This window comes from Sphingopyxis sp. HIX, from assembly GCF_001468285.1.
GTDB lineage: Bacteria > Pseudomonadota > Alphaproteobacteria > Sphingomonadales > Sphingomonadaceae > Sphingopyxis.
Genome location: NZ_LNSB01000005.1, coordinates 117,385 through 132,567 on the forward strand (window position 1 = coordinate 117,385; position 15,183 = coordinate 132,567).

Below are 15,183 nucleotides of genomic sequence, written 5' to 3' on the forward strand. Positions count from 1 at the left end.
GAGAGGATGATCGATGGCCCGTCTCTACGGCCGCAGCATGAGCCGCCGCGACGTCTCCGCGCATGCGGGGGCGCTGTCGCAATTCGCCGGGGTGCGCCTGATGACGCTCGGCGACGGGGTGGAGCGCGGCATCCGCATGCTCGAATTCCGCACCGGCACCGGGCTGCGCTTCACCATACTCGTCGACCGCGCGCTCGACATCGCCGACTGCGAGCACAAGGGCCGCGCGATCGGCTGGAACTCGCCCGCGGGTTTCCGCCACCCTGGCCTGCACGAATATGAAGGCGAAGGCGGTCTCGCCTGGCTCCGCAGCTTCTCCGGCCTCATCGTCACCTGCGGGCTCGACCATACGCTGTTCATGCACGACGACGATGCGAGCCATTATGTCTATGGCCCGCGCGAGAAAGTCTCCTCGTCGCTCCACGGCCGCATCGGAACGATCCCGGCGCGGCTCACCGGCTATGGCGAGGTCTGGGACGGCGACGAATGCACGCTCTGGTGCGAAGGCGTCGTCCAGCAGTCGACGGTGTTCGGCGAAGACCTGCACCTCATCCGCCGCATCGAGGCCAAGGTGGGGAGCGACGAAATCCGCCTCGCCGACCGCGTGGTCAACCACGGCTTCTACCGTACCCCGCACATGTATTGTTACCATATCAACGTCGGCCACCCCGTGCTGGCCGAGGGATCGCGCTATCTCGCGCCGATTTCGGATGTCGTGTGGGCCGCGCATGCGGGCGGCGATTATCGCAAGCAGGGCGTAGGTTACCATAGCCTCCCCGCGCCGCAGCTGAATTTCCACGAGCAGGTCTGGCAGCACGAACTCGCCGCCGATGCCGCGGGCGAGGTCCCCGTCGCGCTGGTCAACGACGCGATCGAGCTCGGTTTCGAGGTCGTCACGCGCAAGGCGCAATTCCCCTGCCAATATCAGTGGCAGAACCTCCAGGCCGGCCAATATGCGATGGGCATCGAGCCCTCGACCAACCATGTGCTCGGCAAGCCCTTCGCGCGCGAGCGCGGCGAGCTGATCTGGCTCGAGCATGGCGACGAGCGGCGCTACGACACCGTGCTGCGCATCCTCGACGGCAATGACGCGATCGCGGCGAGCGAGGCACGCATCCGTGCGATTTCGGGCCAGCCCGACGCGGATTATCCCGAGCCCTCGGGCAACTACCCCGCGATCGGGGGCCGGCCATGAGCGTCGCGGGCAAGACGATCCTCTACACCGGCGCCGCGGGCGGGCTCGGCCTGCCCGCGACGCTCGCGCTGCTGGAGAAGGGCGCGCGCGTCGTTGCGGTCGATCACGACCCGGCGAAGATCGCCGCGCTGACCGAAGCCGCGGGCGGCCACGAGCGGCTCCACCTGCTCGCCACCGACATGTCGGACCTCGACCGGTTTCGCGCCGACCTGATCCGCGCCGGCAAAGCCGCCGGCGGCTATGACGTGGTGATCAACAACGCCGCCATCTACCCCGCCAAGCCCTTCGACGAGTTCAGCGTCGAGGAGCATCAGGCGGTGCAGCGCGTCAATGTCGACGCCGGCATCGTCGCGGTGCAGGTCGCGCTGCCGACGATGCGCGCGCGGCAATGGGGGCGTATCGTCAATATCGCGAGCGTCACCTTCTATGGCGGCTGGGCTTTGCTCTCGCCCTATGTGGCGTCGAAGGGCGCGCTCGTCGGGCTGACGCGAGCTTGGGCGCGCGAGTTCGGGCCCGACGGGATCACCGTCAACGCGGTCGCGCCGGGCGCCTTCCCGACCGACGCCGAGAAGATCCACCCCGACCCCGAAGGCTATACGCGGCACGTCCTCGATCATCAGGCAGTCAAGCGCCGCGGCACGCCGCAGGACATCGCCGAGGCGCTCGCCTTCTTCGCCTCCGATGCCGCGGGTTTCATCACCGGCCAGACGCTCAACGTCGACGGCGGCTGGGTCATGCACTGAGAAGAGAGAAGAATATCATGGGAATCCTCAGCGGTTATCGCGTGCTCGACTGTTCGATCGCGATGGCGGGGCCGTTCGCGGCGCAGCGGCTCGGCGACCTCGGCGCCGACGTGATCAAGGTCGAGCCGGTGACCGGCGAGTGGCAGCGCCACGCCTCGGCGGGCGGCGCGCGCGGCAACCGGATCAACGTTTCCTTCCTTTCCTTGAACCGCAACAAGCGCTCGCTCGCAGTCGATCTGAAGGCCGCTGAAGGCAAGGCGATCCTGCTCGAAATGGTCAAGAGCGCCGACGTCTTCATCCAGAATTACCGCCCCGGCGTCGCGAAGCGGCTGGGAGTCGATTACGAGACGCTCTCCGCCATCAATCCGCGCCTCATCTACGTCTCGATGTCGGGTTATGGCGAGAGCGGACCCTATGTTGACCGGCCGGGGCAGGATCTGCTGCTGCAGGCGCTGTCGGGCGCGATGCTGTCGACCGGACGCGCGGGCGATCCGCCGCAGCCCGCGGGGCAGTTCCTCGCCGACGCGGTCACCGCTTACACCGCCTTCGAGGGCGCGCTCGCCGCGTTGCTCCACCGCGAGCGCACCGGCGAGGGGCAGCTGGTGCAGGTCAATATGCTCGACGCGGTGACCGCGGTGCAGATGCAGGAAATCTCGGTCCATTCGATCGGCGGCAAGCCGCAGGCGCGCTCCGAAGAGCCGCATGCGCACAGCTATATCCGCGCGCCTTATGGGGTGTTCGAGACCGCCGACAGCCATATCGTCGTCGCCTTCGCCAGCCTCGACAGCTTCGGCAAGCTCATCGGCGAGCCGAGCTTCGCGGGCATGGACGACGAGACCGACAGCTGGACGCACCGCGACATGATCTTCGCCAGGACGCGCGATGCGCTGAAGGCGAAGACCACTGCCGAATGGCTCGACATATTGCTGCCCGCGGGCGTTTGGGCGGGGCCGGTGCACGGCTATGCCGAGCTGCTCGAAGACCCGCAGGTCAAGCACAACGGCACCTTCATCGAGTACGACCATCCGAGCGAAGGGCGGATCAAGGCGCCGGGTTTCCCGATCCGTTTCTCGAAATCGCCCGCAGCGCTCGAACGCGGCGCGCCGCAGGTGGGCGAACATACGCGCGAAATCCTCGCCGAGGCCGGGGTTGCGGCCGATGCGATCGACCGGCTGCTGGGTAGCGGCGTGGTGAAGCAGGACTGATGCCTTACCGCGGGCTGACCTGGGACCATCCGCGCGGCTATAATGCGCTCGCGGCGGCGGCCGCGGCACAGGCCGACATCGAGCTGATCTGGGACAAGCAGCCGCTCGAAGGCTTCGAGGCGCATCCGATCGCCGACCTCTGCGCGCGCTACGACCTCGTCGTGCTCGACCATCCGCATGTCGGCGAGGCGGTAGCGGCGGACTGCCTCCAGCCGCTCGAGGAGCATTTCGGCGCCGACGAGATTGCCGCACTGGAGGCCGAGAGCATCGGGCCCAGCCTCGCGAGCTATCGCACCGAAGGGCGCCACTGGGCGCTGCCGCTCGACGCCGCGACGCAGGTGATGGCGCGGCGGCCCGACCTGGTGCCCGAGGCGCCGGCGAGCTGGGACGAGGTACTGGTCCTCTCGCGCCGCGCCCCCGTCGCGCTGTCGCTCGCGGGGCCGCACAGCATGCTCAGCTTCCAGTCGATCGCCGCGTCGCTCGGCGCGCGTTGCGGCGCCGACGACCCCGAGCGCTTCGTGTCGGGCACCGCGGGCGCGCAGGCGCTCGACATCATGGCCGCGCTCGCCGCGCGTAGCCCGGCCGTGGTGCGCGCGTTGAACCCGATCGGCATTCTCGGCCATATGGCGAGCGAGGACGATGTCGCGCTCTGCCCGCTGATCTACGGCTATGTGAATTATGCCGTACCGACGGACGGCGCCAAGCCCCTCGCCTTTTCGGACGCGCCGCGCGCGCGGCTCGGCGGGCCGCCGGGGTCGACGCTCGGCGGTACGGGTATCGGCATTTCGAAGCGCTGCGACGTAACGCCCGAGCTGCTCGCGCATCTCCGCTGGCTGATGGGCGATGCGGCGCAGCGCGGTTTCATCCCGTCGCACGACGGCCAGCCGAGCCGCCGCGCCGCCTGGCACGACGAGCTGGTCAATGCGCGCTGGGGCAATTTCTACCGCGACACCGCCGCGACGCTCGAGGCCGCGCATGTCCGCCCGCGCCACGACCGTGCAATCGCTTTCCAGACCGAGGGCGCGGCGCTGATCCGCACCGCCCTGCTCGACCGCCGCCCGCACGCCGCGACGCTCGCCGCCTTGCAGGACGCCTATCACCGGAGCCGCCAGCCATGACCGACCATATCCTCTTCACCGTCGACGGCGCGGTCGCGACGATCACGCTCAATCGCCCCGACAAGCTCAACGCCGCGACCCCCGAGATGGCGAAGGCGATCGTCGCGGCGGTCGAGGAGTGCAACGACAGCGATACGATCCGCTGCGTCATCGTCACCGGCGCGGGGCCCAAGGCCTTTTGCGCGGGGTCGGACATTTCGGAGCTCGACAGCTACGCCACGCCTTGGGATTTCCGCAACCGCTCGGACTATTGCGACGCGATCCACCACCTCCTGAAACCCACCATCGCCGCGGTGAACGGCTATGCGCTCGGCGGCGGGCTGGAGACCGCGCTGTCGTGCGACATCCGCATCGCGTCGAGCAACGCGAAGTTCGCCGCGCCCGAGATCAAGCTCGGCTGGATCGGCGGCGGCGGCATGGCGGCGATGCTCGCGCATTCGATCGGGATGTCGAACGCCGCGCTGATGATCATGTCGGGCGACATGATCGACGCGGCGCGCGCGCTGCAGATGGGGCTGGTCAGCGAGGTGCACGAACCCGAGGCGCTGATGGACCGCGCGCGCCAACTCGCCGCGACCATCGCCTCGCGCGCGCCGATCGCCGCCGAGACCGCGAAGATCAACCTGCGCGCCGCGGTATCGATGCCGCTCGATAAGGCAATGGAATATGAGCGCGATTTGCAGGCGATCTGCTTCGCGACCGAGGATGCCAAGGAAGGCCGCGCCGCCTTCGCCGAGAAACGCGCCCCGGTGTTCCGCCGGCGCTGAGCGCTACCGAACGCTCCTGATCGGCAGCACGAAGAAGGAGCCGGCGTAGACGAAGGCGATCGCGGCGATGAACAGCGCGGTATAGTCACCCCCCGAAAGGTTGAGCAGCCACGCCGCGAACACCGGGCTCAGGATTTGCGGGATGTTGACCGCGGTCGTCAGGATGCCGAGGTCCTTGCCCGTCGCCTCGCCATCGGCCTTGGGCAGCACCTGCGTCATCAGCGCCATGTCGACCGACATGAAGGCACCATAGCCGATGCCGATCAGCGCGGCATAGATCAGCATGCCCTGCAGCGTCGGCACGAAGAGCGGCACGGTCAGCGCGATGCCCATGATGATGCTCGACGCGAAGACCAGCGGCTTGCGGCGCCCGATACGGTCCGAGAGCAGCCCCGAGGTGAAGGCCGCAAACACCAACGCGAAGAAGGTGATCGTCGACAGCGTCGCGATGGTCTTGTTCGCGTCGCTCAGCGACAGGCCGATATAATCCTGCAGGATATAGAGCATGTAGGTGATCACGCCCTGATAGCCCATGTAGATGGTGAAGCGCCCGGCAAAGGCCCAGGCGAAATCGGGATGCTCGCGCGGGCTGACCCAGAAGCTCTTGAGGAATTCCGCCGGTCGGAAGGGGCCGGGCAGCGCCGCGGTCACCGGCGGTTCGCGGTTGATCAGCACGAAGGCGAGGCACGCGACGACCACCGCGCCCGCGAACAGCCAATAGGCCTGCGCGATATCGCCCGCCATCAGTCCCGCGACGATCGTGCCGACGGTGAGACCCGAGGTCATGCCCGCGCCGACGAAACCCGAGGCGACCCCGCGTTCGGCGGGCGCGAAGCGGTCGGCGACGACGGTGGTCAGCGCCGCCTGCATCGCGTTGAGCGCGATCGCCGCACCGACCCAGAAGAAGGTGATCGCCCACAGGCTGGTCATCAGCGGTACGAGCGCGAGGCATGCCCCGCCCGCGAGCGAGCCGGTGACGATCCACGGCGTCCGCCGTCCCCAGCGCGTACGCGTGCGGTCCGACAAGGCGCCGGCGATCGGCGTCGTCAGCGTGCTGAAGACCGAGGTGACCGCGAACACGACCGCCAGCCCGCTCGCCTTGTTCGCGGGGTCGATCGCCTGGATCTGGTTGGGCAGCAGCACCGCGAGCACGGCGGCATAAAGCGCGAGCAGCACGAAGAAGACCGTCGTCATCGATGCGAGCAGCACCCATTTGCCGCGCCCCGTCGCGTGCGCGGCGGCCCCGCTCAGGAAGTCGGCTTCTTCGGGGGCGCCGCCCGCGAAGGCGGCATTCAAATCGGACATCTGCCTCTCCCGTCCGGCGGCGCCTTCGCCGTCCGGCTGAAAATTCTCAAGCCGCCTTGCGCACGACAAAGCGCTGTTGCTCGGGCGCGGGGCCCAGCGCGCCGCGCTCGAGCACGTCGGGGCGCCGTTGCTCGCGCCGCGCCGCCTCGCTCAGCACCAAGCCATGGCCCGGCGCGTCGCTGCCGCGGATACAGCCGTTTTCGATCACATAAGGCGCCTCGACCAGATGCTCGAAATTCTGGAAGCTATACTCCAGCCATTCGACCTCGGGCAAAGCGAGCGCCATATTGACCCCGATTTCGAGGAAGCTGTTCCCCATCGTCACCGGCACGCCCATGTCGGCGGCGAGCCAGCCGATGCGCATCACGTCGGTGACATGGCCGTGGACGTTGAGCATGTCGGCGCCGCCCGCCTGGATCAGCGCGCGCTTGCCCGACACGTCGAGATATTCGCCCGAATTGAGCAGGGTCTCGCCGAGCGAGCCGCGCAGCATCTTCAGCCCCTCGAAATCGGAGCGCAGGATCGGGTCCTCCATCCAGAAGATCGCGTGCCCGGCGCGGCGCATCGCCGCGATATTCTGCACCGTCTGCTTGGGCGACCAGGCCTCGTTGGCGTCGATCATCAGCGTCGCGTCCTTGCCGACCGCCTGTTTGAGCAGGTCGAGGCGGTGGATGTCGCGGTCGAGATCGGGGTGGCCGACCTTGATCTTGAACGCGGTATAGCCCTGCGCCGCGGCATCGGCGAACAGCGCCTGGAAATCCGCGTCGGACAGGTGGAAGTCGAGCCCGCTGGCATAGGCGCGCACTTGGTTGCGCCGCGCGCCGAGCAATTTCCACAGCGGCAGGTCGGCGGCCTTGGCGGCAAGGTCCCACAGCGCCTGCTGCAGCGCTTCCTCGAACGGCAACCCCAGCCGGCGCTGGTTGCCGCCGCGCGGGCGCACGACGCGGTGCGCGAGCGCCGCGGCGCTTTCGCCCTCGAGCGCGGGCCAGGCTTCCTCGCGGAAAACGCGGATCATTTCGGCCTCGGCGGGCAATGGGTGGAACAGCGACTGGACGAAGCCCAGCCCCGTGCGGCCCTCCGCGTCGACCAGTTCGAGCGCCGCGACATGCGCATCGTCGGCGCGCACCTGGCTGTCGCCGATCACGCGGTCGCGGGCGAACTGAAAGCGGGTAATTCGAAAGTCGACTATCGTCATATCGGGTGCTACCATCTTCCAGATGACAAACTTGAAATATCAGTTGCGGGATTAGATATGACAGATAGGGGCAAACGGCAAGCGGCATTTGCGAACGGCGGCGCGGAGGATGGCGCGGGCGATCGCCCCGCGGCCGAACGGCTGAGCGACGTCGCCTATAAGGCCATTTTGCAGGGGCTTTTCGACCAGAAGGTCCCCGCGGGCGCCTTCGTGTCGCAGAACGACCTCGTCCGCCTGCTCGGCATTCCGGTCCAGCCGCTGCGCGACGCGCTGCGCGTGCTCGAGGCCGAGGGGGTGCTGACGATCCACCCGCGCTCGGGCATCCAGTTCCTGAAACCCGACCTCGAACTCGCGCGCAGCACCTATCAGTTCCGCTCGATCATCGAGCGCGCCGCGGCGCGGCGCTACGCCGAGACCGGCGACGCCGACAAGGCGAAGCAACTGATCGCCGACCACAAAAAACTGCAGGCGCAGATCGAGAAGAACGGCCTCTCCGACGGCGCGCTCGACAAGCTCGAGGATCTCGAACAGCGCCTCCACGGCAATATGATCGCCAATATGCAGAACCCGCTGGTCGAGACGACCGCGCGGCGGCTGAAGAATTACGTCACGCTGATCCGCCTCGACCGGCTGGTCACCGCGCCGCTCGCGCTGCGCACGCTGACCGAGCATATCGAGATTTTGGAAGCCTGCGTCGCGCGCGATCCCGACCGCGCCGAGGCGGCGATCGCTTCGCATTTCCAGGCCGCGCTGCAGCGCATCCTCGGGATGTTCTGACCGGCGCGCTCTGAAATATGAATTGCGATATTTGAGATATCAGTGTAGCGCGGAGCGATGAACGCCGCCCCCGCCTGCCCCTTCGACCAGAAGCGCCTAGGCCGCCTCGGTTTCGGCTGCGCGGCGCTCGGCAATCTGTTCCGCGCGATCAGCGACGACGAGGCCGTAGCGACGGTGCAGGCGGCGGTCGATGCCGATATCCGCTATTTCGACGTCGCGCCGCATTATGGTTTCGGCCTCGCCGAAAAACGCCTCGGCGCGGCGCTCGCCGAGGCCGATCCGGGCGAAAGCGTCGTCATCTCGACGAAGGTCGGCCGCCGCCTCGACCCCGTCGCGCCCGGGACCGACCTCACCGCGCTGCGCCAGGCCTTCGTCACCCCCGAACCTTATGAAAGCGTCTTCGACTACAGTTATGACGCCGTCATGCGCTCGTGGGAGGGCAGCCGCGCGCGCCTCCGCCGCGACCGCATCGATATCCTCTATGTCCACGACATCGGCCGCTACGCGCATGGCGACGAGCATCCGCGCCTGTTCCGCACCCTGATGGACGGCGGCTATCGCGCGCTTCGCGAACTGCGCGACGGCGGCGCGGTCGGGGCGATCGGGCTCGGCGTCAACGAGTGGCAGGTGTGCGAGGAAGCGCTCGGCGCGGGCGATTTCGACATCTTCCTGCTCGCGGGGCGCTACACCCTGCTCGAACAGGGCGCGCTCGACAGCTTCCTGCCGCTCTGCGCGGCGCGCGGCGTGCAGCTGGTGATCGGCGGGCCGTACAACAGCGGCATCCTCGCGCATGGCGTGAAGGGGCCCGGCCCCTTCCATTATGAATATCAGCCCGCCTCGCCCGGGATCGTGACGCGCGTCGCGGCGATCGAGGCGATTTGCGACGCCCATAATGTCCCGCTCGCCGCCGCGGCGCTGCAATTCCCGCTCGCGCATCCGCAGGTCGCCTCGGTCATCCCGGGAATGAACAGCGCGCCGCGCGTCGCCGAGGCAGTCGCGCTGACTCGCCTCGCCATCCCTCCGGCCTTCTGGGCCGACCTGCGCTCGGCCGGGCTGATCCGCGCCGACGCCCCCACCCCCGCCTGACCCTCTCGAAAGGAAACCCCATGCCCCGCCTCGCCGGCAAGATCGCCATCGTCACCGCCGCCGGTCAGGGAATCGGCCGCGCCAGCGCCGAGCTCTTTGCGCGCGAGGGCGCGCGCACGATCGCGCTCGACATCAACGCCGACACGCTCGCGACGCTCGAGGGGTGCGAGACGCGCGTGCTGGACCTGCTCGACGGCGACGCGATCAAGGCGCTCGCGGCCGAGATCGGCGCGGTCGACATCCTCTTCAACTGCGCCGGTTTCGTGCACGCGGGGACGCTGCTGACCACCGAGGAGGAAGATTACGACTTCTCCTTCGACCTCAACGTCAAGTCGGCGTACCGGATGATCCGCGCCTTCCTGCCCGGCATGATCGCGCGCGGCGGCGGGTCGATCGTCAACATGTCGTCGGTCGCGAGCTCGATCATCGGGGTCGCCAACCGCTTCGTCTATGGCGCATCGAAGGCCGCGGTGCTGGGGCTCACCAAGTCGGTGGCGCAGGATTATGTGGCGCAAGGCATTCGCTGCAACGCGATCTGCCCGGGCACGGTCCAGTCGCCCTCGCTCGACGAACGGCTCGCGGCGACGGGCGATGCGGCGAAGGCACGCGCCGACTTCACCGCGCGCCAGCCGATGGGCCGCCTCGGCCGCGCCGAGGAAATCGCGCAGCTGGCGCTCTATCTCGCGAGCGACGAATCCGCTTACACGACGGGCACGGCGCAGATCATCGACGGCGGCTGGACCAACGCGTAATGGCGACGCGCCGTACCTGCCTCGCGCTCGACCTGGTCGACGACGCCGAACTGATCGCCGACTATGAGCGCTGGCATCGGCCGGGTGAGACGCCGGTCGAGATCGTCCGCTCGATCGCCGAGGCAGGGATCGCCAATATGGAGATCTACCGTGCGGGCAACCGGCTGTTCATGATCATCGACGCCGACGAGACTTATTCGGACGAGGCCAAGGCTGCGGCCGATGCGGCGAACCCGCATGTCGAGCGCTGGATCGCTCTGATGAAGCGCTTCCAGCAGCCGATCCCGGCCGCCGGGGCCGACGGGACGTGGATGGTCATGGAGCGGATTTATGCGCTGGACGAGCAGCTGGATTTTCATGGGATGGGTCCAGGGCAGGCCTGAAGATCCTCCCCACGCGCAGCGATGGGGAGGTGGCAGCCCGCAGGGCTGACGGAGGGGTCGACGCCGTCGAGAGACAGTGCAACCTTTCAACCCCTTCACCACCCGCTTCGCGGGCGGTCCCCCTCCCCAACGCTGCGCGATGGGGAGGATCTCAGAACCTATTTGTTGCTCATCACCACGCACGGCTGGCTCGCCGAGCCGACGGTCGCGCAGAACTTGTCCGCCTCGCCCTTAGTCGCGAAGTCGCCGGCCTGCAGCCGCGTGAGCTTGCCGCTCTGGACCAGATAGGGCTGGTTCGATACGAGCGCGGGGTGCTTCTTTTCGAGCGCCACCCACAGCTTCCGCGCATTGCCCTCGTTCGAGAAGGCGCCGAGCTGGGCGCGCCATTTGTCGGCACTCGCGGCGCGCACCGGTGCGGCGGCGGGCGGTGCGGGCTGCGGTTTCGGGGGCGCGGCCCTGACCGGTGCGGGCGCGGGTTTCGGCGGCGCAGCGGCTGGCGGCAGGTCACCGCTTTCGGGCGGCGCGGCGTAACTGGTACCCGGCGCGCTCGACTCCGGCGTCGCGGCGGGAAGCTCGACCGGCTTGATCGGCTGCGACGGCGAGCGCAGCGGCTGCGATACGATCGCCTTGGCGGCATCGGTCATAGCGCCGGTCGCGGCGGCGGTCGCGTTAGCCGCGACGGGGTCCTTCGGCGGCGCGCGTTCGGGGGTGATCACCGGCGGCGGCGTGTAGCTGGTGCCGGGAACCGAAGCCGGCAGACTGGCGGTCTTCACCGGCGACGGCGCGGGCGCCGGTGCGGTCGGTGCGGCGGCGTTGACCGCGGCGAGGCGTTCGCGCTGCTCGCTCTTTTCCATCTCGGGGATCATCGCGAGTCCCGCCTGGCGCTGGTCGAGCGGGATGAGATTGTCGAGCTGGACGAGCCGCGCCGAGGCGATACCGAGCCCGGCGTCGCTCGCGCGCTTGGTCAGCGCATAGGCGCGCGGCCAGTCGGGCGCGGCGAGGTCGCCGTTGAAGTGCGCGGTGCCCAGCACATATTGCGCGCGCGGTTCGCCGCGGGCGGCCGAGCGGACGATGAAGGGCATCGCCTCTTCGCGGCGGTTGGCGGTGAAGAGGACGAGCCCCAGATTGTCCTCGGCCTGCAGATGACCCTGCTTCGCGGCGCGGCGATACCAGCCCTCGGCCTGCGCCAGGTCGGCGGGGACGCCGCGGCCGAGCTTGTAGGCCTGGCCCAGGTTGAACTGCGCATCGGGGTCGCCGGCGAGCGCGATCGGGCGCCAGATCGCCACTGCGCGCTGGTAATTGCCGCCTTCCCAGGCGTCGACGCCGTCCTTGACGCTGGCCGCCGGTGCCGCGGCGGGCGCCGCCAGCGCGGGCGCTGCGAGCATCGATGCCGCCAGCAAAGGCACGGTCACGGCCAGGATGGTGCGGAAAAAACGCATGTAAAATCTCCACTGACGTGCGCCGCGCGCGGATACTCCGACCGCGTGCGACAGCAGTCCCCGGCCCGGCCCTAAGTCCAATTGGCTAACAGCGCGTTAGCGACGTTGCCGCCAAGCCGATCTTGATCCGGAACGGGACAGACTTTGCTTAAGCCTGCGTTTACCATGCAATCCCACGATCCGTTTACCTTCTTTTTCGCATCGTTAACCCAATCTTAGGGGCCCGCATGGCATTTCGAACCCGATTGTAGTCACATCAGGGGGACAGCTGTGCGCGTTTTGGCATTGGCTTCACAAAAGGGCGGATCGGGGAAGACCACCCTGTCGGGGCACCTCGCCGTGCAGGCCCAGCTCGCGGGCGCCGGCCCGGTCGTGCTGATCGATATCGACCCGCAGGGCTCGCTCGCCGACTGGTGGAACGAGCGCGAAACCGACCTTCCCGCCTTTGCGCAGACCACGGTCGCGCGCCTGGCGTCCGACCTCGAAATCCTGCGCCAGCAAGGCTTCAAGCTCGCGGTCATCGACACGCCGCCGGCGATCACCATGGCGATCCAGAGCGTCATTTCGGTCGCCGAGCTGATCGTCGTCCCGACGCGTCCCAGCCCGCACGACCTGCGCGCGGTCGGCGCCACCGTCGACCTTTGCGAACGCGCCGGCAAGCCGCTGGTGTTCGTCGTCAACGCCGCGACACCCAAGGCCAAGATCACCAGCGAGGCCGCGGTCGCGCTGTCGCAGCACGGCACCGTCGCACCCGTCACGCTACACCACCGCACCGATTATGCCGCGTCGATGATCGACGGCCGCACGGTGATGGAGGTCGATCCCAACGGCCGCTCGGCCGAAGAGATCCGCCAGCTCTGGTCCTATATGAACGACCGGCTCGAGAAGAATTTCCGCCGCACCGTCTTTTCGTCGCCGATCCCGGCGCAGGCGGGTTATGGCACGGTGCGCCCGATGGGTGGTGGCTTCGGCCGCCGCATCGCCGGCCAGTAAGGGGGATGGAAGCCATGGGCGAACCCAAACCTCTCGCATCGCTGAGCGCCGGCCTGCTCGCCCGCAAGGGCGCCGCGCGCCCCGCCATGCGCCGTCAGCCGCTCGGCAGCGGCCCTGCGCCGGTGGGCCAGGTCGGTTACGACGACCTCGGCTGGAACGACATGGGCTATGACGTCGATCCGGTGCAGTCGAGCGAACCTGCGCACATGATCGACCTGAAGCCGCTGCTCAGCGGTTCGGTGCCCGAGCATAATGTCGAGGCCGAACATGCGGTCGAGGAAAGCTTCGGCCACGAGCTGACCGATGCGCTCGCCGCCGATTTCGAACCCGAAACGGTCGAAATTCCCGAGATCGTGCGCCAGCAGGAATCGCTGAGCGACCGCGTCGCTGCCGTCGCGCGCAAGGTCGAGGCGCGCCCCGAAAAGGCGCCGGCCGAGCCCAAGGCGCCGCGCGTCCCGCGCGCGCTCCGGGCCCGCGAGAAAGCGGCGTTCACGCTGCGCCTCGACGCCGAACGCCACCTGCGCCTGCGCCTTGCGAGCGCGGTGACCGGCCGTTCGTCGCAGCTGATCCTGACCGAATTGCTCGACGATTACCTGGCTTCGCTGCCCGAGATCGACGCGATGGCCAGCCGCCTGCCCGCGGCGCGACCCGCGCGCCGGACGATGCAATCCTGAAGCCGAACGGGGGACCTTCCATGAACCGCAATCTGCTGATGAAACTGGCCGTGTCGGGCTTCGTGCTCGGCCTCACCACCACCGGCTGCAGCATGAACAAGATGGCCAACGCGCCGTCGAACACGCTGGGCAAGCCCGAAACCGCCGCCAAGTCTGCTGACAAGGCGCGCGTCGCGCTCGAAGCCGGCAAGACCAGCAAGGGCGTCGCGCTCGCCGAGGCCGCGGTTTCGGCCAGCCCGCGCGACGGATCGTACCGCGCGCTGCTCGGCCAGGCTTATCTCAATGACGGTCGCTTCGCTTCGGCGAGCGCCGCGCTGACCGAGGCGATGGAGCTGGGGGTCAAGGACAACAACACCGTTCTCGCGCTCACGCTGGCCAACATCGCGCAGGGCAAGACGAGCGACGCGCTCGCGCTGCTCAACGAATATCGCGACACGCTGCCCGCTTCCGACACGGGGCTGGCGCTCGCGCTCGCCGGCGACCTCGAATCGGCGATCTATGTGCTGACCGAAGCCGCGCGCGCCGAAGGTGCCAGCGCCCGCACGCGCCAGAATCTCGCGCTCGCCTATGCCCTGTCGGGCCGCTGGGCACAGGCGCGTATCCTGGCCTCGCAGGACCTGTCGCTCGCGAAGCTCGAGGGCCGCATGGCCGAATGGTCGAAGCTGGCCCAGGAACCGAGCCAGCCGCTACGCGTCGCCAGCCTGATCGGCGCCAAGGCGCAGGCCGACGGCGGCATGCCGGTGCGCCTCGCGCTCGCCAATTTCTCGGACGTCCAGATGGCTGCTGCGCCCGAACCGGTGCAGCTTGCCAGCGCCGACCCGGCGCCGGTCGACGCCTTCGCCCCGCCGCCGGTCGCAACCGAAGCTGCGATCCGCACGGTCGAACTGCCGATGCCGCAGCGCGATGCCAATGGCGTCGTTCCGGTGACCGAACTGCCCTCGCCCACCGCCGCGCCGGTGATCATGGCCGAGGCCAAGCCCTATCGCGCCGAACCGGGCAAGCGCCCGTTCGCCGAACAGGCGCGCGAGCTTGCCGCCAAATTCGTGCCGCAGATCGCCGCCTTCGACGCCAAGAAGCCGTCGGGCTGGGCAGTCCAGCTCGGCGCCTATGACACGCTGGGCATCGCCAAGGAAAAATGGGGCTCGCTCAAGAAGAAGAACGGCCAGCTCGCGACGCTGCCGGCGTCGAGCCACGCCGCGAACGTCAAGGGTCGCACCTTCTATCGCCTGACCGTCAACGGCATCAGGAGCCAGGCCGACGCCGCGCGGCTGTGCGGCGAGCTCCGCGCCGACGGCCAGCAGTGCTTCGTCCGCCAGATGGGCGGCAGCGAAAGCATCCAGTGGGCCGCCACCGCCAAGCCGGTACGGCTGGCTTCGCGCTAAGCAGATACACCGCCCTTGCGGGAGAGACGGGGCGTGGCCGCAAGGCTGCGCCCCTTTTGCTTGTACGAGGCCCGATATCTTGGACGGCGGTCTTGGGGTGGGAAACGGGCATATTAATCCTCCCTGCGGCGAAGCCGTGGGGAGGGGGACCACCCGCAGGGTGGTGGAG

15 protein-coding genes are annotated in these 15,183 nt (G+C 68.5%); 12 read left to right on the forward strand and 3 right to left on the reverse strand.

Annotated features, from left to right (window positions below; all coding sequences use genetic code 11):
- Positions 1–13: 13 nt before the first annotated feature.
- Genes ATE62_RS04170 through ATE62_RS04190 form a run of 5 tightly spaced genes read left to right on the forward strand, consistent with a single transcriptional unit; the run spans position 14 to position 5,028 of the window.
- Entirely contained in the window at positions 14–1,195 is a 1,182-nt protein-coding gene (locus ATE62_RS04170; protein WP_058806986.1) for an aldose 1-epimerase family protein, read from the forward strand.
- Positions 1,192–1,938, forward strand: coding sequence for an SDR family NAD(P)-dependent oxidoreductase (locus tag ATE62_RS04175; RefSeq protein ID WP_058806985.1), 747 nt, complete (start codon positions 1,192–1,194; stop codon positions 1,936–1,938). The genes ATE62_RS04170 and ATE62_RS04175 overlap by 4 nt, the downstream gene beginning before the upstream one ends.
- A gap of 17 nt (positions 1,939–1,955) precedes the next feature.
- Positions 1,956–3,143 carry a CaiB/BaiF CoA transferase family protein gene (locus ATE62_RS04180; RefSeq protein ID WP_058806984.1) on the forward strand — a complete coding sequence of 396 codons (1,188 nt, stop codon included), beginning with the start codon at positions 1,956–1,958 and terminating at the stop codon, positions 3,141–3,143.
- On the forward strand, positions 3,143–4,261 hold the full coding sequence (locus tag ATE62_RS04185) for an extracellular solute-binding protein (protein ID WP_058806983.1): 1,119 nt from the start codon (positions 3,143–3,145) through the stop codon (positions 4,259–4,261). Before ATE62_RS04180 ends, ATE62_RS04185 begins: the two co-directional genes overlap by 1 nt.
- The gene (locus ATE62_RS04190; protein ID WP_058806982.1) at positions 4,258–5,028 is read left to right on the forward strand and encodes an enoyl-CoA hydratase/isomerase family protein; all 771 of its coding nucleotides are present in this window, start codon (positions 4,258–4,260) and stop codon (positions 5,026–5,028) included. Before ATE62_RS04185 ends, ATE62_RS04190 begins: the two co-directional genes overlap by 4 nt.
- 3 nt (positions 5,029–5,031) lie before the next feature.
- On the opposite strand, the gene ATE62_RS04195 is transcribed toward ATE62_RS04190, so the two are convergent.
- Both ATE62_RS04195 and ATE62_RS04200 read right to left on the reverse strand, forming a co-directional pair.
- Positions 5,032–6,333 carry an MFS transporter gene (locus tag ATE62_RS04195; protein ID WP_082662589.1) on the reverse strand — a complete coding sequence of 434 codons (1,302 nt, stop codon included), beginning with the start codon at positions 6,331–6,333 and terminating at the stop codon, positions 5,032–5,034.
- 46 nt (positions 6,334–6,379) lie between these two features.
- Complete coding sequence (locus ATE62_RS04200) at positions 6,380–7,528, reverse strand: mandelate racemase/muconate lactonizing enzyme family protein (RefSeq protein ID WP_058806981.1); 1,149 nt, start codon at positions 7,526–7,528, stop codon at positions 6,380–6,382.
- A gap of 57 nt (positions 7,529–7,585) precedes the next feature.
- Here ATE62_RS04200 and ATE62_RS04205 point away from each other — a divergent pair, with 57 nt between their 5' ends.
- Genes ATE62_RS04205 through ATE62_RS04220 form a run of 4 tightly spaced genes read left to right on the forward strand, consistent with a single transcriptional unit; the run spans position 7,586 to position 10,526 of the window.
- Positions 7,586–8,305, forward strand: a complete 720-nt coding sequence (locus ATE62_RS04205) for a GntR family transcriptional regulator (RefSeq protein ID WP_082662590.1) — start codon at positions 7,586–7,588, stop codon at positions 8,303–8,305.
- A gap of 57 nt (positions 8,306–8,362) precedes the next feature.
- Positions 8,363–9,391, forward strand: a complete 1,029-nt coding sequence (locus tag ATE62_RS04210; protein ID WP_058806980.1) for an aldo/keto reductase — start codon at positions 8,363–8,365, stop codon at positions 9,389–9,391.
- 20 nt (positions 9,392–9,411) lie between these two features.
- Positions 9,412–10,143 carry an SDR family oxidoreductase gene (locus tag ATE62_RS04215; RefSeq protein WP_058806979.1) on the forward strand — a complete coding sequence of 244 codons (732 nt, stop codon included), beginning with the start codon at positions 9,412–9,414 and terminating at the stop codon, positions 10,141–10,143.
- The gene (locus ATE62_RS04220) at positions 10,143–10,526 is read left to right on the forward strand and encodes an L-rhamnose mutarotase (RefSeq protein ID WP_058806978.1); all 384 of its coding nucleotides are present in this window, start codon (positions 10,143–10,145) and stop codon (positions 10,524–10,526) included. Before ATE62_RS04215 ends, ATE62_RS04220 begins: the two co-directional genes overlap by 1 nt.
- Positions 10,527–10,684: 158 nt before the next feature.
- On the opposite strand, the gene ATE62_RS04225 is transcribed toward ATE62_RS04220, so the two are convergent.
- Positions 10,685–11,965 (reverse strand): SPOR domain-containing protein, encoded by a 1,281-nt coding sequence (locus tag ATE62_RS04225; protein WP_058818432.1) that lies wholly within the window; start codon positions 11,963–11,965, stop codon positions 10,685–10,687.
- A gap of 270 nt (positions 11,966–12,235) precedes the next feature.
- Between ATE62_RS04225 and ATE62_RS04230 the strand changes: the two genes are divergently transcribed.
- Genes ATE62_RS04230 through ATE62_RS04240 form a run of 3 tightly spaced genes read left to right on the forward strand, consistent with a single transcriptional unit; the run spans position 12,236 to position 15,014 of the window.
- A complete protein-coding gene (locus tag ATE62_RS04230; RefSeq protein ID WP_058806975.1) occupies positions 12,236–12,958 on the forward strand; it encodes a ParA family protein in 723 nt (240 codons plus the stop codon).
- Positions 12,959–12,972: 14 nt separating this feature from the next.
- Entirely contained in the window at positions 12,973–13,632 is a 660-nt protein-coding gene (locus ATE62_RS04235) for a hypothetical protein (protein WP_058807052.1), read from the forward strand.
- 20 nt (positions 13,633–13,652) lie between these two features.
- Positions 13,653–15,014 carry an SPOR domain-containing protein gene (locus ATE62_RS04240; RefSeq protein ID WP_058806974.1) on the forward strand — a complete coding sequence of 454 codons (1,362 nt, stop codon included), beginning with the start codon at positions 13,653–13,655 and terminating at the stop codon, positions 15,012–15,014.
- Positions 15,015–15,183: the final 169 nt, after the last annotated feature.

Excerpts from the sequence above, each read along its gene's own strand:
- ATE62_RS04170 (WP_058806986.1), top strand. The coding sequence starts at position 14 with ATGGCCCGTCTCTACGGCCGCAGCATGAGCCGCCGCGACGTCTCCGCG.
- ATE62_RS04175 (WP_058806985.1), top strand. The coding sequence starts at position 1,192 with ATGAGCGTCGCGGGCAAGACGATCCTCTACACCGGCGCCGCGGGCGGG.
- ATE62_RS04180 (WP_058806984.1), top strand. The coding sequence starts at position 1,956 with ATGGGAATCCTCAGCGGTTATCGCGTGCTCGACTGTTCGATCGCGATG.
- ATE62_RS04185 (WP_058806983.1), top strand. The coding sequence starts at position 3,143 with ATGCCTTACCGCGGGCTGACCTGGGACCATCCGCGCGGCTATAATGCG.
- ATE62_RS04190 (WP_058806982.1), top strand. The coding sequence starts at position 4,258 with ATGACCGACCATATCCTCTTCACCGTCGACGGCGCGGTCGCGACGATC.
- ATE62_RS04195 (WP_082662589.1), bottom strand. The coding sequence starts at position 6,333 with ATGTCCGATTTGAATGCCGCCTTCGCGGGCGGCGCCCCCGAAGAAGCC.
- ATE62_RS04200 (WP_058806981.1), bottom strand. The coding sequence starts at position 7,528 with ATGACGATAGTCGACTTTCGAATTACCCGCTTTCAGTTCGCCCGCGAC.
- ATE62_RS04205 (WP_082662590.1), top strand. The coding sequence starts at position 7,586 with ATGACAGATAGGGGCAAACGGCAAGCGGCATTTGCGAACGGCGGCGCG.
- ATE62_RS04210 (WP_058806980.1), top strand. The coding sequence starts at position 8,363 with ATGAACGCCGCCCCCGCCTGCCCCTTCGACCAGAAGCGCCTAGGCCGC.
- ATE62_RS04215 (WP_058806979.1), top strand. The coding sequence starts at position 9,412 with ATGCCCCGCCTCGCCGGCAAGATCGCCATCGTCACCGCCGCCGGTCAG.
- ATE62_RS04220 (WP_058806978.1), top strand. The coding sequence starts at position 10,143 with ATGGCGACGCGCCGTACCTGCCTCGCGCTCGACCTGGTCGACGACGCC.
- ATE62_RS04225 (WP_058818432.1), bottom strand. The coding sequence starts at position 11,965 with ATGCGTTTTTTCCGCACCATCCTGGCCGTGACCGTGCCTTTGCTGGCG.
- ATE62_RS04235 (WP_058807052.1), top strand. The coding sequence starts at position 12,973 with ATGGGCGAACCCAAACCTCTCGCATCGCTGAGCGCCGGCCTGCTCGCC.
- ATE62_RS04240 (WP_058806974.1), top strand. The coding sequence starts at position 13,653 with ATGAACCGCAATCTGCTGATGAAACTGGCCGTGTCGGGCTTCGTGCTC.